General features: G+C 64.4%; 13 protein-coding genes. 8 read left to right on the forward strand and 5 right to left on the reverse strand.

All coding sequences use genetic code 11. The features are described 5' to 3' along the window. The first annotated feature begins 54 nt into the window (after positions 1 to 54). The 6 genes from XH98_RS09490 to XH98_RS09515 all read left to right on the forward strand — a co-directional run bounded on the left by XH98_RS09490 (position 55) and on the right by XH98_RS09515 (position 6,489). Entirely contained in the window at positions 55 to 1,185 is a 1,131-nt protein-coding gene (locus tag XH98_RS09490) for an ABC transporter substrate-binding protein (RefSeq protein ID WP_271598647.1), read from the forward strand. Between the two features lie 85 nt (positions 1,186 to 1,270). Further along, a complete protein-coding gene (locus XH98_RS09495) occupies positions 1,271 to 2,146 on the forward strand; it encodes a branched-chain amino acid ABC transporter permease (RefSeq protein ID WP_271598646.1) in 876 nt (291 codons plus the stop codon). Beyond that, positions 2,143 to 3,141 carry a branched-chain amino acid ABC transporter permease gene (locus XH98_RS09500; RefSeq protein WP_271618434.1) on the forward strand — a complete coding sequence of 333 codons (999 nt, stop codon included), beginning with the start codon at positions 2,143 to 2,145 and terminating at the stop codon, positions 3,139 to 3,141. Before XH98_RS09495 ends, XH98_RS09500 begins: the two co-directional genes overlap by 4 nt. Beyond that, positions 3,138 to 3,881: an ABC transporter ATP-binding protein gene (locus tag XH98_RS09505; protein ID WP_271598644.1), complete on the forward strand. Its 744-nt coding sequence runs from the start codon at positions 3,138 to 3,140 to the stop codon at positions 3,879 to 3,881. The genes XH98_RS09500 and XH98_RS09505 overlap by 4 nt, the downstream gene beginning before the upstream one ends. A gap of 2 nt (positions 3,882 to 3,883) precedes the next feature. Further along, entirely contained in the window at positions 3,884 to 4,621 is a 738-nt protein-coding gene (locus XH98_RS09510; RefSeq protein ID WP_271618435.1) for an ABC transporter ATP-binding protein, read from the forward strand. Next, entirely contained in the window at positions 4,618 to 6,489 is a 1,872-nt protein-coding gene (locus tag XH98_RS09515) for a bifunctional sugar phosphate isomerase/epimerase/4-hydroxyphenylpyruvate dioxygenase family protein (protein ID WP_271618436.1), read from the forward strand. The genes XH98_RS09510 and XH98_RS09515 overlap by 4 nt, the downstream gene beginning before the upstream one ends. A 168-nt stretch (positions 6,490 to 6,657) precedes the next feature. On the opposite strand, the gene XH98_RS09520 is transcribed toward XH98_RS09515, so the two are convergent. Continuing rightward, on the reverse strand, positions 6,658 to 7,830 hold the full coding sequence (locus XH98_RS09520) for an ABC transporter substrate-binding protein (protein ID WP_271598641.1): 1,173 nt from the start codon (positions 7,828 to 7,830) through the stop codon (positions 6,658 to 6,660). 305 nt (positions 7,831 to 8,135) lie between these two features. Between XH98_RS09520 and XH98_RS09525 the strand changes: the two genes are divergently transcribed. Beyond that, positions 8,136 to 9,398: an NAD(P)/FAD-dependent oxidoreductase gene (locus XH98_RS09525; protein WP_271598640.1), complete on the forward strand. Its 1,263-nt coding sequence runs from the start codon at positions 8,136 to 8,138 to the stop codon at positions 9,396 to 9,398. Positions 9,399 to 9,538: 140 nt separating this feature from the next. Here XH98_RS09525 and XH98_RS09530 read toward each other — a convergent pair whose 3' ends face one another. From XH98_RS09530 to XH98_RS09545, 4 genes are all read right to left on the reverse strand, one after another. After that, positions 9,539 to 11,221, reverse strand: coding sequence for a tannase/feruloyl esterase family alpha/beta hydrolase (locus XH98_RS09530; RefSeq protein WP_271618437.1), 1,683 nt, complete (start codon positions 11,219 to 11,221; stop codon positions 9,539 to 9,541). A gap of 94 nt (positions 11,222 to 11,315) precedes the next feature. Next, positions 11,316 to 12,527, reverse strand: coding sequence for an ABC transporter substrate-binding protein (locus tag XH98_RS09535; RefSeq protein ID WP_271618438.1), 1,212 nt, complete (start codon positions 12,525 to 12,527; stop codon positions 11,316 to 11,318). Positions 12,528 to 12,578: 51 nt separating this feature from the next. After that, complete coding sequence (locus XH98_RS09540) at positions 12,579 to 12,902, reverse strand: 2Fe-2S iron-sulfur cluster-binding protein (protein WP_220004070.1); 324 nt, start codon at positions 12,900 to 12,902, stop codon at positions 12,579 to 12,581. Between the two features lie 12 nt (positions 12,903 to 12,914). Next, complete coding sequence (locus XH98_RS09545; protein ID WP_271618439.1) at positions 12,915 to 14,123, reverse strand: cytochrome P450; 1,209 nt, start codon at positions 14,121 to 14,123, stop codon at positions 12,915 to 12,917. 83 nt (positions 14,124 to 14,206) lie between these two features. Between XH98_RS09545 and XH98_RS09550 the strand changes: the two genes are divergently transcribed. Further along, positions 14,207 to 14,713, forward strand: a complete 507-nt coding sequence (locus XH98_RS09550; protein ID WP_271598636.1) for a MarR family winged helix-turn-helix transcriptional regulator — start codon at positions 14,207 to 14,209, stop codon at positions 14,711 to 14,713. Positions 14,714 to 14,728: the final 15 nt, after the last annotated feature.

A 14,728-nucleotide genomic window follows, 5' to 3' on the forward strand; every position in this document is an offset into this window, starting at 1 on the left:
GCGAAGCGGCCGGACACAAGGCCGCTAGCAAAGATGAAACGGGAGGAGAGGACGATGAAATCAACGCTATTGGTGGGCGCGCTGCTCGCTGCCATCACGACCACGGGCGCCTTGGCGCAGACGATCAAGCTCGCCGACGTCGCCGAGTTGTCGGGTGGCGGCGCAACCGTCGGCACCAACTGGAAAAACGGCATCGACCTCGCGGTCGAGGAGATTAATGCCAAGGGCGGCATTCTCGGCCGCAAGCTCGAAGTCACTCATGCCGACTCGCAGTCCAACCCCGGCGTGGCGCGCGCGCAGGTGCAGAAGGCGCTCGACGCAGAGCCCTACGTGCTGCTCGGCCCCGGCTATTCCGGCTCGGTGAAGGTCACCGCCCCGCTCGCCGCCGAAGCCGGCATCACCCAGATCATGGGGGGCGAAGCCGCCGAGTTGACGCAAGCGGGCAACAAGTTCCTGTTCCGCACCTCGTTCGGCCAGCAATCCTCGATGCCGAAGGTCGCAAAGTACATCCACGACGACATGAAGGCGAAGTCGGTCGCAGTGGTCTGGGTCAACAATGATTTCGGCCGCGGCGGACGTGACGTCGTGATCAAGGAGCTGGAGCGTCTCGGCTCAAAGGTGGTCGCCGATCTCTCCACTGAAGCGGGCCAAGCCGATTTCGCCGCCGACGTCGGCAAGATCAAGGCCGCCAATCCCGACGCCGTCTTCGTCTACCTCAACGAAGAAGAGAGTGCGCGCATCCTGAAGGAGCTGAAGCGCCAGAGCGTCGCCGCGCCGTTGATGGGCGAGACAACGCTGATCGGCCAGAAGGTGATCGAGCTCGCCGGGGACGCCGCCAACGGCGCGCGCGGCCATGTCGGCCTCACCACGGATGCGCCGGTCGACCTGATCAAGGGTTTCCGCGATCGCTTCTCGAAGAAGTACAACTATGTGCCTGATCACAACGGCCTGAAGGGCTACCTCGCCGTCTACATGGTGAAGGCCACCACCGAGAAGATGGGCAAGGTCGATCCCAAGGCCTTCGCCGATACGCTGCACGGCTTGACCATCAAGGCCTCCGAGGAGCCGGGCATTCTGATGGACGTCAGCTTCGACCAGAATGGCGACATCGATCGGCAGAGCTTCCTGGTTGAGGTGGTTGAAGGCAAGCAGGTGGTGAAGCAGGTGCTGCCGAAGCTGAAGTGATCTTCGCCTCTCTTCTCCCTCGCCCCGCTCTTACGGGGAGAGGGAGACGATAGAGCGGGGCGAGCGAGCGGCACGAGAGAGGAAGATGTCCAACCTGTTCGATCTCCTGGTCGCGGGCCTCGCCACTGGCGCGATCTATGCGCTGGTTGCGGTTGGCTTCACGCTGCTGTGGCAGACCTCGCAGACCATCAATTTCGCGCAAGGCGAGTTCGTGATGCTGCCGGCATTCCTGATGCTGGCGGCAATGCATGTCGGCGCGCCGTTCTGGCTCGCGAGCATCCTCGGCATCCTGCTCTCGATGATCCTGCTGGGCCTCGCCTTCAAGATGCTGCTGGTCGACCCTATGATGCGCCATGGCGTGCTGCCGCTGGCAATCGCGACCATGGCGCTCGCCATCGGCATCAAGGAAGCCGTGAAGCAGTTCTTCAGCGCCGAGGCCTCGCCGTTTCCGTCAATCGTGCCGACCGGCGATATCTCCGTCCTCGGCCATGCCGTGTCGCTGCAAAGCCTCGGCGTGCTCGTCGTCGCCATTCTGGCGGTGCTCTGCCTGACCACGCTGCTCAACCGCACGTCGCTTGGCCATCAGATGCAGGCCGCAGCGCAGAACCCGACCGTCGCGCGCATCATCGGCGTGCCGGTCGAGCGCATGATCCTGCTGACCTTCCTGATCAACGCCTTCCTGGTCGCGCTGGCCTCGCTGCTGATCACGCCGATCTATCTGGCGAAATTTTCCAGCGGTGAAGTCCTCGGCCAGGCCGCCTTCATCGCGGCGATCGTCGGCGGCTTCAACCAGGTGCGCGGCGCAATCATCGGCGGCCTCCTGATCGGCGTGCTCGACAATCTCGCGGCCGCCTATGTCTCGACGCAGTACCGCGCCGCCGTGCCAATGATCTTCCTGATCGCCGTCATCCTGTTCCGGCCGCAAGGACTGCTCGGCCGCGCCGAGGAGCGCACGGTATGAGCGGCTTTGCAAAGCCCCTGAAGATCGCGCTCGGCCTCGTCGTCATTGCCGGCCTGATCGTCATCCCCATGAATTTCAACCGCTACGGCCTGTTCATCCTCAGCCAATGGGCGGTGATGACGATCGCCGCCATGGGCCTCAACCTCACGCTGGGCTATGCCGGCCAGGTCTCGCTGGCGCAGGGCGCCTTCGTCGGTATCGGCGCCTATGCCGCCGCGATCATGACCACGCATGGCTGGCCGCTGCCGGCCGCGATCCTGGTTGCGATCGTGCTGAGCTTCGGCGTCGGTTGGGTGCTCGGCTATCCGGCGCTGCGCGTGCAGCACCATTACCTTGCCTTCGTCACCCTCGCCTTCTCGACCCTGGCCTTCCTGGTGTTTCGCAACGAGAGCTGGCTCACCGGCGGCATCTACGGCATCTCCAACATTCCGCGACCACACATCTTCGGCACCGCGACCAACAAGCCACTGCCGTTCTATTATGTCTGCCTCGGCTCGCTTGCGATCGTCTCGCTGGCGGTGTGGTGGCTGATCCGCTCGCCCTGGGGCCGCGCCTTCATGGCACTGCGCGAGAATCCGTTGCGAGCCCAGTCACTGGGCATCGACACCCGCCGCTACACACTGATGGCGTTCGCGATCGGCTCGGCGCTCGGCGGCGTCGCCGGCGCGCTCTATGCGCCGCTGACGCAATATATCGATCCTGTTCCGTTCAACCTGTCGCTCTCGCTCGACCTCTTGATGATGGTGATCGTCGGCGGCGCCGGCTTCTATTTCGGTCCGTTCCTGGGGGCGATGATCGCGGTGCTGCTGCCGGAGTGGCTGCGCTTCACCGAGGGCTATTATCTGATGCTCTACGCGCTGGCTGTGATGGGGCTGCTGATCTGGTCGCCGACGGGAATCCTGGGAATCCTCGACCGCTACATGGCCGCACGGCGCACCAAGGCGGCGTCCGCGCAGCGCGCCGTCGCCAAATCCCGCCTGGAGACGGCGCAATGAGTGCGGTGCTCGAAGTCAACAATATCAAGAAAAGCTTTGGCGGCATCCACGCGGTCGACGGCGTCAGCTTCGATGTCCGCGAAGGCGAGATCCTCGGCCTGATCGGCCCGAACGGCTGCGGCAAGTCGACCTTGTTCAACTGCATCCTCGGCCAGCTCACGCCATCGGGGGGCGAGGTCAAGCTCGACGGTAAGGTGGTCACGGGCCTCCGCCCCTCCGAGCTCAACAAGCTCGGCGTGAGCCGCACCTTCCAGCTCTTGCAGGTCTTTCCAAAACTCTCGGTGCGCGAGAACCTGATCCTGGCGGGTCAGGAGCATCAGGGTAACATGGCCTCGCGCCTCGTCGGCCGCTCCGATGCCGGGCTGACGGATGCCGCCAACCGGATGATCGGCTTCTTCAAGCTCGATCATCTCGCGGCTGAGCCTGCCGGTGGCCTCTCCTACGGCCAGCAGAAATTGCTCGATGCCGCCATGGCGTTCATGGGCGGCCCGCGCCTGGTGCTGCTCGATGAGCCCGCCGGCGGTGTCAACCCGTCGATGCTGGCCGATCTGAAAGAGCGGCTGGTCGCCATCAACCGCGACAAAAACGCCACGTTCGTCGTGATCGAGCACAACATGGAATTCGTGATGTCGCTGTGCTCGCGCGTGATAGTGATGGCGGAAGGCAAGGTGCTGGCGATGGGACGGCCGGACGAGGTCCGGAAGAACCCGGCCGTGATCGAAGCCTATTTGGGACACTGACCATGAGCGACCCGATCCTCTCGGTTCACAACCTCGTCGGCGGCTACGGCAAGATGACGATCTTGAACGGCACCACATTCTCGGTGCCGTCCGCGACCATCACCACGATCATCGGCCCCAACGGCGCCGGCAAGTCCACTGTGTTCAAGGCGATCTTCGGTCTCCTGAAGCTCCGCGAAGGCAAGATCAGCTTCGCAGGCCGCGACGTCACAAACTTGAATCAGCGCGCGCTGCTCAATGCCGGCATCTGCTACGTGCCGCAGGGCCGCAATATCTTTCCCGAGCTCTCGGTCCGCCACAATATCGAGCTCGGCGGCGTCGCCGCCGGCAAGGGCATCGATCTGCCGACGCGGATCGAGGCCGCCCTCGACCTGTTTCCGGCGCTGCGCCGCAAATCGGCCCAGCAGGCCTCGACCTTGTCCGGCGGTGAGCAGAAACAGCTCGAAATCGCTCGCTCGCTGCTGCTCGAGCCGAAGCTGGTGCTGATCGACGAGCCCTCGATCGGGCTGTCGCCGCTGATGGTGCAGCAGACCTTCGATATCCTGAAGAATTTGCGCGACCGCGGCGTCACCATCCTGATGATCGAGCAGAACGCGCGCTCGGCGCTGGAAATTTCTGATATCGGCATCGTGCTCGAGCTCGGCCAGACCCGCATGGTCGACAAGGCGGAGCGCATCCTGAACGACCCACGCATCGGCCAGCTCTTTCTCGGGGGCGCCATGGAGGAAATTACAGCATGAACAAACGCTCGATCGCCACCGTTTCCCTCTCGGGCGCCCTCGACGAAAAGCTGCGTGCCATCGCATCGGCAGGCTACGAGGCGGTCGAGATTTTTGAGAACGACCTCTTGTCGTTCGGTTCGAAGCCGCGCGACATCGCAAAGCTTTGCAAGGACCTCAATCTCGAGATCTGCGCGTACCAGCCGTTCCGTGATTTCGAGGGTATGCCGGAGCCGCAGCGCGGGCGCAACTTTGCCCGCGCCGAGCGCAAGTTTGACCTGATGCAGGAGCTCGGCACCGATCTCCTGCTGATTTGCTCCAACGTGTCCCCTCACTCGCTCGGCGGCATCGACCGCGCAGCCGACGATTTTCGCGAGCTCGGCGACCGCGCTGCCAAGCGGGGCCTGCGCGTCGGCTATGAGGCGCTGGCCTGGGGCCGGCACGTCAACGACTATCGCGATGCGTGGGAGATCGTGCGGCGTGCCGATCATCCCGCGATCGGCGTCATCCTCGACTCTTTTCACGCGCTGGCACCGGGCTTCCCGGTTCGCGCCATGGCTTCGATCCCCGGCGACAAGATCTTTCTGGTCCAGCTCGCCGACGCGCCGAAGCTCGAGCTCGACATCCTGTCATGGAGCCGGCACTTCCGCTCCTTCCCTGGCCAGGGGGATTTGCCGGTCGGCGAATTCATGCAGGCGATCGCCGCAACCGGTTACTCCGGGCCTTGGTCGCTGGAGATCTTCAACGACCAGTTCCGCGCCGGCTCCGCGGCACAGACCGCGGTCGACGGCCTGCGCTCGCTGATCCTGCTGCAGGACCAGCTCGCACCGGACTGGCCAAAGCTGGTCGGCGAGCCTCTGGCGCCGAAGCCCAAGAGCAGCGGCACCGGCTTCCTCGAATTCGCCGTCAACGAGACCAAGGCCGGAGAGCTCGCGCGATTGTTTTCGCAGCTCGGCTTCCGCAAGACCGGCAAGCATCGCAGCAAAGCGGTGGAACGCTGGTCGCAAGGCAAGGTCGAGCTCGTGATCAATTCCGAGACCGCCGGCTTTGCGCATTCGCACTATGTCACGCACGGCCCCGGCGTCTGCGCCATCGCGCTCGACGTCGACAATGCCGGCCTTGCCATGCAGCGGGCCGAAACGCTGAAGGCGCGCACCTTCTACCAGCCGGTCGGGCCGGGCGAGCTGGAGATCCCCGCGATCCACGGCGTCGGCGGCAGCCTGCTCTATTTCCTCGACCAGGCTGGCAAGAACTGGGACACGGATTTCGAGCCCGTCGCGAGCAACCCAAGCGCCGATGCGCTGATCGCGGTCGACCACATCGCGCAGTCGATGCCCTATGATGAGATGCTGTCCTGGCTGCTGTTCTACACCGGCATTCTCGACCTCAAGCGGCTGCCGCAGATGGAGATCGCCGACCCCAGAGGCCTCGTGCAGAGCCAGGCCCTCATCAATGGCGACCAGAGCCTGCGCTTCGTCGTCAACGGCTCCTCCGCCAACCGCACGCTGCCGGCCCGCTTCATCTCGGAGTTTTTCGGCTCGGGCGTGCAGCACGTCGCCTTTGCGTGCGAGGATATCTTCGCCACCGTCGCGGCGATGCGCGCACGCGGCGCCGGCTTCCTGGATATCCCTGACAATTACTACGACGACATCGAAGCCAAATACGACCTCGACCCCGAAGTCATGGCCAAGCTCCGCGCCAACCACATCCTCTACGACCGCGAGGGCAACGGCGAATTCTTCCAGGTCTACACCCACATTTTCGACGAGCGCTTCTTCTTCGAGATCGTGGAGCGCAGGAGCTATCAGGGCTTTGGTGCGCCCAATGCCGGCATCAGGCTCGCCGCGCAGGCTCGCGAGGTGCGGCCCGCGAGCATGCCGAGGGTGTAGGCTCTATCCACGCGTCATTGCGAGCGCAGCGAAGCAATCCAGAATCCCTCCGCGGAAAGACTCTGGATTGCTTCGCTGCACTCGCAATGACGGCGGAGAGAGTCATCTCCCCGCATCCGCCTTCGCCAAGCGCTTCGGCGAGACAAGTGCGGGGAGAGGGGAGAGCCCTCACTTCATCGGGCACTTGTCGTGGAAGCGGTCCTGATCGTTGGTGACGATGGTGGCGACGGTCTTCAGCGTGAGCTCGCCGCCGGCGCCCTTCACCACGTCCTGCAGATAGAAGTTCTGGATCGGGATGTGGTTGTTGCCATATTTGAAAGAACCGCGCAGCGACTTGAAGTTGGCCTTCTCCATCTCGCCCTTCATCGCGTCCTTCTTGGTCGTGTCGCCGCTGACGGCGACCACCGCGCTGTTGATGAGCTGCGCCGCGTCATAGGCCTGCGCGCCGTAATAGCTCGGCCGGGCATTCGGATATTTCGCGCGGTAGTCGGCAACGAACTTCTTGTTCTGTTCGTTCGGCAGATCGTTCACCCATTCCTGCGCGCCGGGCACACCGAATGCGTTCTCCTTCTGCAACGGCAGCGTCGTCTCGTCGACGGTGAAGGCGGTGTAGAGCGGCATGGTGCTCTTCATGCCGGCCTGGACGTATTGATTGAGGAACTGCGCGCCGGCCGCACCGGGATAGAACACGAAGATCGATTCGGCGCCGGAGGCGCGGGCTTTCGCCAGCTCCGCCGAGAAGTCGAGCTGGCTCGGCCAGACCGTGTATTCCTCGCCCTTGATCTCGCCCTTGAACGTGCTCTTCAGGCCGGCGAGCATATCCTTGCCGGCGGCGTAGTTCGGGCCGATCAGAAACACGCTCTTGACCCCGTTCGCATTCATGTAAAGGCCCATGGCGGCCGGCGTCTGGTCGTTCTGCCAGGAGGTCGAGAACACGTAAGGGCTACACAGCTCGCCCGCGAGCTGCGATGGACCCGCATTGGCCGAGATCAGGAAGGTCTTCGAGTCCACCGCGGTCTTGAGCGAGGCGAGCAGCACGTTCGACCAGATGTAGCCGACCAGGAAATCGACCTTGTCGGACTGAACCAGCTTCTCGGTCTTCTGCTTGCCGACATCAGGCTTCTGGCCATCGTCCTCATAGATCACCTCGACCGGCTTGCCGCCCATCTTGCGCCCGAGATGATCGAGCGCGAGCTCGAACGAGTTGCGCATGTCGTTGCCGATCACGGCGGTCGGGCCGCTGAAGGTCGAGACGAAACCGATCTTGATGGTGTCGCCGGCGAATGCCGGATTTGCCAGCACCAGCGTCGCTGCGCCCGCCAGCCAGAATGCCGTCCTCATAACCACTCCCCTCCTTATTATTGATCCCCGGAAAACGGGGTGATCGCCCCCCCCGGAGCCTGTCTCTATTCAACGCAAAATCTGTCGCGCCGCCAATGGCTCAGCCGCCGCTCCTGCACCATATTTCGCCCTAAATGGAGATGGCAAGAAATATAATTCTACTAGCCTTGCCCGAGCCTGCGGCGCTTTTTCGCGGGGAATATCGATACGCCAAGCCTATTCCATCATTGATGACGGCTATTGGACCACGGCACCCAATCCGCACTTAAATAAGGGCGTGAAGAGGCAAGATTCGAGGGTGCATCATGGCCGCAAATCCCCATCGCGTCGTCATCGTCGGCGCCGGCTTCGGCGGGCTGGAGACGACCTACCGGCTTGCCGGCGCGCCGGTGGAGATCACGCTGATCGATCGCCGCAACCATCATCTGTTTCAGCCGCTGCTTTACCAGGTCGCAACCGCCTCGCTTGCGACCAGCGAGATCGCCTGGCCGATCCGTCATCTCATGCGCGACCGGCGCGAGGTGACGACGCTGTTCGCGACGGTGAGCGGCGTCGATAGCGCGCGCCGGTGCGTGCTGATCGACGATGGCAGCGAGGTGCCCTACGACACGCTGGTGCTCGCCACCGGCGCGCGTCACGCCTATTTCGGCCATGACGAGTGGGAGACATGGGCGCCGGGACTGAAGACGCTGGAAGACGCGACCACGCTGCGCCGTCACATCCTGGTGGCGTTCGAGCGCGCCGAGCGGGAGACTGATCCCGCGAAGCGCGCGGCGCGGCTGACCTTTGTCATCGTCGGCGCCGGCCCGACCGGCGTCGAGCTCGCCGGCACCATCGCCGAGATGGCGCATCACACCCTGCCGGCAGATTTCCGCAACATCGATACCCACAAGGCGCGCGTGGTGCTGATCGAAGCGGGCCCGCGCGTGCTGGCGGGCTTTCCCGACGATCTCTCGGCTTACGCGCAGGCCTCGCTGGAAAAGATCGGAGTCGAGGTTGTGCTCGGACAGGCCGTCACCGAGATCAACCGCGATGGCGTGGTCTTCGGCGGCAAGCTGCTGGAGGCCAAGACGCGAATCTGGGCCGCCGGCGTGCGCGCATCGCCAGCCGCCGAGTGGCTGGGCGCACCAAGCGATCGCGCCGGACGCGTACAGGTCGCCGACGACCTCACCATTCCCGGCCATCCCGAAATCTTCGCGATCGGCGACACCGTCAACATCAACGCCTGGAACGGCAAGCCCGTGCCGGGCATCGCACCGGCGGCGAAGCAGCAGGGCAAGCATGTCGCCGCGACCATCAAGGCGCGGCTGCAGGGCGCGCCGACCGGCCCGTTCCGCTACAAGCACGCCGGCAGCCTTGCACAGATCGGCAAGCGGCTCGCGGTGATCGACTTCGGCAAGGTCAAATTGCGCGGCACCATCGCGTGGTGGATCTGGGGCATCGCCCACATCTATTTCCTGATCGGCCTCCGCCACCGCCTCAGCGTCGCGCTGAGCTGGCTGTGGATCTACGCGCGAGACCAGCGCGCGGCGCGGCTGATCACGCAGGGCAGCAGCAAGGTGGTGTAGGGAACCTTCTCGTGTCCCGGACCCGGCGCGGCATGAAATGACGCGACGCAGAGCCGGGACCCGGAACCGTGGCACGGCTCTGTAGCGCAGCGCTATACGCCGCACTGGGTTCGGGCAAGCGCCTGCCGACGCGCGACGGGCTACGGCGTCTTGCAAACGAAATTCGCGGCGTCCTCGCTGTCGCCCTGCCCGGAATACGCGGCGTAGCTCGGATACGGGCACAGCGGCCGCGTCCGGCCCGGGCTCCAGGACGCGGGGACTTCCTTGTTGGCGGGATTGGCGGACGCAATGACGCGCTCGGGTGCCTTGCCCTTCTCGACCCAATCGATCAGCGCGGACAATGCGTCGAACTTGTCGAGGGTAACGCCGCCGCCGCAATGCGTTTCACCGGGAATCGTGAACAGGCGCGCGACGCCGTCGGCGCGCCCCTGCAGGTTCTTGTTCAGCCGGTCGTACCAGCGGATGCTGTCGTTCACCGAGAACACCGGATCGGCCTGACCGTGATAGATCAGCATCTTGCCGCCGGACTTCTGGAGCGCGGCGAGTTTGGGATCATCGATGTCAGGCGGCGTCATGAAGTCCATGGCTGACTCTGTGAAGGTCGCGTCCTTGGTGAAAATCTTCGGCGCGTCCTTGTCGAAATCATAGGCCTTCAGTGCCTCGACCAGCTTCTCGTTGCTGCCCTCGACCACGACCGGGGGTGTCGAGAAGATGTAGTTCAGCGACGCTGCGCCCATGGTGGCGATGATCGGGTAATTGTTCCAGGGCGCGATGGGGCTCTCGACCTTCCAGGTGCGCCAATTGCCGGTGCCGATGCCGCCGTCGAGGGGCCAGTCGGAATAGAGCGCCTCACCTTTCGAATTCTTCGGCCCGGCGAGGCTCATCTTCAGGGCGTCGACCTTGGCTTCGGACAAACAGGCGCTGTTCTGCCCCGGCGCGCAGACCAGGCTCTTGAGATCGAACGCCTTCTGACAGGCGGCGAGGTTGGCGGTCAGACCATCCTTGACGCCATCGAGCGCGTCGCAGGCCTCCGTGATGCGGGACGAAACGAGCTGGGCGTCCTCCTTGGTGATGGACTTGCGCAGATCGGGATCAACTTTCAGTAAGGCCTGCACGTCCCAGGCGTGCTGGATCGCAGCGCGCGGCAGGTCGAAGCCAGGATTGCCGACGAGGAAACCGTCGTAATTTTCCGGCATGCGCGACGCCGCGACCATGGCGTGACGCCCGCCGTTCGAGCATCCCGCCATATAGGAGCGTTCCGGCTTGCGCCCGTAATGCAGGGCGATGACCTGCTTTGCGACCGGTGACAGCGTCATGTCGGCGGCATAGCCATAGTCGCGCCGCGCCTGCGGATCGAGGCCGAACGCCGCGCCCGCAGTCAGGCCCAGCGACTTGTTCGCGGGGTCCGAGCCGGAATGGCCACTGTCCGACGACAGCACGGCAAAGCCGCGCGCCAGTGGCACCGTGCCACCGGAGGCTAAGCCCTCGGGCAAGCTGCCAAGAGCGGGCACGACGACGCCGTCGTTACCGCCATTGACCTGATGCAGGAAGCGGCCGTTCCACTCGGCCGGCAAGCGCAATTCGAACCCGATGGCATAGGACTTCCCGTCGGCTCCGGTCCGCCGGTTGGCAAGCCCCGTCAAGATGCAATGCTTGGGGAGACCGTTGGCCGCGTCCTGCGTTTTGGACCCGGTTATCTCGACGCTTGAGATACCGAGCGAAGCGGTGGTGACCGACGAGCAGGGCTCGCCGTCGGCGCGAGCCAGCGCGGTCGACCCCAGAAGCACGACCAGCGCAGCGGCTGATATCAAGCCAGTCCTCATGGCGGACCTCCCTATTTAGTTATATATTATAATCATTACCTCCATTTCTTATTTTGGCAAGTGCCGCCGCACCGCATTGGAGGCACAAGACCGTTTACCTGGCCAGTTCGCATCCGCCTTCCGCCAACGGGCGGAACGCCTGGTCGGCTGGAATCGTCGAGACCAGCTTGTAATAGTCGTACGGATATTTCGACTCTTCCGGCTTCTTCACCTCGAACAGATACATCGGATGCACGACGCGGCCGTCCTGGCGAATCGTGGTGTCGCCGAACAGCTTGTCCTTGCCCTTGAACTTCTTCATCTCGGGCACGACCTGCTTGGCATTGTCGCTGCCGGCGGCGGCGACGGCGTTGAGATAGGCGAGCGTTGAAGCATAGACCCCGGCCTGGTTGCCGCTCGGCATCTTGCCGTTCATGCCGGGCCGGGCGGCAAAGCGTTTGGCGAACGCGCGGGTGTCGTCGTTCATGTCCCAGTAGAACGCTTCCATGAGCTGGAGGCCCTGCGCCACCTTGATGCCCATGCCGTGAACGTCGTTGATGAAGAGCAGGAAGGCGACGAGCTTCTGGCCGCTCTGCTGGATGCCGAATTCGGCGGCCTGCTTCACCGCGTTGATCGTGTCGCCGCCTGCATTGGCGAGCCCGATCACCTGCGCTTTCGAGCTTTGCGCCTGCAGCAGGAAGGAGGCGAAATCGGAGGTGCCGAGCGGATGCTTGGAGGCGCCCAGCACCTTGCCACCGTGTCCCTCGATGTACTTCTGCGCCTCCGCCTCGATGCCCTTGCCGAGCGCGTAATCGACCGTGAGGAAATACCAGTCCTTGCCGCCGCGCGACATCATCGCCGCAGCGGTGGTGTTGCCGGTCGCCCAGGCATCGTTGACCCATTGGATGGTATTGGGCGAGCACGCCTTGCCGGTCAGATCGGAGCTCGCCGTCGATGACGCCAGGAAGGTCATGCGGCTGTCGCGCAGGAGCGTGTTGATGGAGAGGCCGACGGCCGAATTCGGCACGTCGACGATCGCGTCGACGCCCTCGACATCGAGCCATTTGCGCGCGATGGCATTGCCGACATCAGCTTTGTTCTGGTGATCGGCATAGACGATCTCGACCTTGATGCCTTTGCCGCCGCCGTTGAAATCCTCGGCCGCCATACGCGCGGCCTCGACGGAACCCATGCCGTTGGTGTCCTGGAAGATGCCGGAGATGTCGTTGAGCACGCCGACGCGCACGACATTCTCCGAGATCTCGGCGCTGGCCGCGCCACTGACCAGGCTCGCCACCAGAGCGAGTGTCCACTTCAGTCGCTTCATCATTCCCTCCCCTGATGTGCCGCGTTGGTCGTTGCCGCCGCGCTTGAAACGTCAGACCTGCCGCTCCGGCAGCTTCAGCACGAGCCCGTCGAGGTCTGGTGTGATCCTGATCTGGCAGGACAGCCGGCTGTTCGGGAGCCGCGCGGCCGCGGTGCCGTCGAGCAGCGCGTCCTCGTCGTCGGCCATCGCGGGCAGGCGGGCGATCCAGTTCTCGTCGACATAGACGTGACAGGTCGCGCACATCGCGTTGCCGCCGCATTCGGCCAGGATGCCGTCGAAGCCGTGGCGGGTGGCCACCTGCATAGCGCTCTCGCCGTCCGAGGTCTCGACGCGGTCGGACTTGCCGTCGGGATGGACAAAGCTGATCGTGGGCATCGAGGCTCCTTGTCAGGCCGGGATGATGGCAACGGGCAGGCTGTCGAGCCCGCGCAGCGTGTTGTTGAAGCGGCGCTTCGGTTCGCCCGTAATCTCGATTTTCGCGATGCGCCGCGCCAGCGCCGTCAGCATCACCTCGCCCTCGAGGCGCGCCACGAGCTGGCCGACGCACATGTGGATGCCCGAGCCGAAGCCGACATGGCCGGAGGTGCGGCGGGTGATCTCATAGCTGTCGGGGTCGTCCCAGCGGCGGGGATCGCGATTTGCAGCGGCGAGGAACATCAGCACCTTCTCGCCTTCGCCGATGCGCGCGCCCGACAGCTCGACCTCGCGCGTGGTGGTGCGGAAGAAGGTCTGGACCGGGCTCTCGAAACGCACCGCCTCCTCGAAGGCGCCGCGCGCCAGCGAAAGATCCTCGCGCAGGCGCTGCCATTGCTCGGGGAAGCGCGCGAGACAATAGACGGCGGCGCCGATGCCGTTGACGGTCGTGTCGAGTCCGGCCGACAGCAGCGAGCGGACCAGCAGCGGCGCTTCGGTGGGCGTGATAGCACCCTCGTCGACCTGTGCGTGAATGCAGGCCCCAAAGCCGCCGGGTGCCAGGTTCTCGCGCTGGCACTGCTCGGCAACATAGGCCTGATGCGGCGCCGATCGTTCGATCGCCTCCTGGCGCAACCGGTTCGGGGGGCCGAAGGCGTTGAACACGACGCTCGCATAGGGGATGAGGTGCTCGCGGCCTTCGGGCTTCAGGCCGAGCGCATCGGGGAAGATCGAGAGCGGATAGGCTTCCGCAAGATCGGCGATCGCGTCGAAGCTGCGCTTCTCCAGCAGGACATCGACGCGCTCCTCCGCCGCCGCGGCAAAGCGGTCGCGCACCTGCTTCATTGCGGTCGGCGACAGCACTTTCGACAGCACGGCGCGGGTGCGGGTGTGCGCGGGCGGATCGGCCTCCAGGATCAAGCTCGGCGGCCGCCACGGCGTCTCCTTCTTGAAATCCGACAGGCCGACGCCGCGGCTGGAGCAGAAGGTCGCGGGATCGTTCAGAACGGCATGGACTTCGGCATAGCGCGCGACGCCATAGGCATTCCATTTGTCGAGATAGACCACCGGCCCCGCCTCCCTCAGCACCTCGTGCGTCGGATAGGGATCGGCGAAAAAGTCCATCGCGAAGGGATCGACGTCGAGATGCGGGACGCCTGGTACGGCGGAGCCGGATGTGCTCATTGAACGCCTCCCTCATTTTGATCTTGTGAAAGGGCGGCGCTTGCCATTAGGTCTGCGGGCCCCCCGCGAGTCACAAGGCCGATATGCCACCGTCTTCGACCAAAGCCCGCCACAAGCCCTCGCCCAGAGATGCGGGACCGACGCTCGATCTCGACCGTTACGTCCCGGCCTTCATCACCTTCATCGCCAACAAGCTCTCGAACAGCGCGACCGCGCTCTACCAGCGGGAGTTCGGCGTCAACGTCACGGAATGGCGGATCATGTCGCTGCTGGCGATCGAACCCGGAATTCCGGCCTCGCGCATCTGCCACGTCATTGGTTTCGACAAGGGCCCGGTGAGCCGAACGCTGGCGGGCCTGGAGAAGCGGGGGTTGGTCTCGATCCGCACCGATCCGGACGATGGCCGAACCCACTCGATCGCGCTGACGGCGAAGGGGCGCGCGACCCATGACAAGGTGATCGTGGCCGCATTCGAGCGTGAGCGGCGGCTGTTGTCCTGCCTTAGCAAGGACGAACGCGAGGTGCTGATCGACCTGCTGCGCCGCCTGCACGAGAATCTCGGCGCCGTGACCGGCAGCACGGAGACCTGACAGCTCGCGCACCGG

The organism is Bradyrhizobium sp. CCBAU 51745, assembly GCF_028128715.1.
GTDB classification, from domain to species: domain Bacteria; phylum Pseudomonadota; class Alphaproteobacteria; order Rhizobiales; family Xanthobacteraceae; genus Bradyrhizobium; species Bradyrhizobium manausense.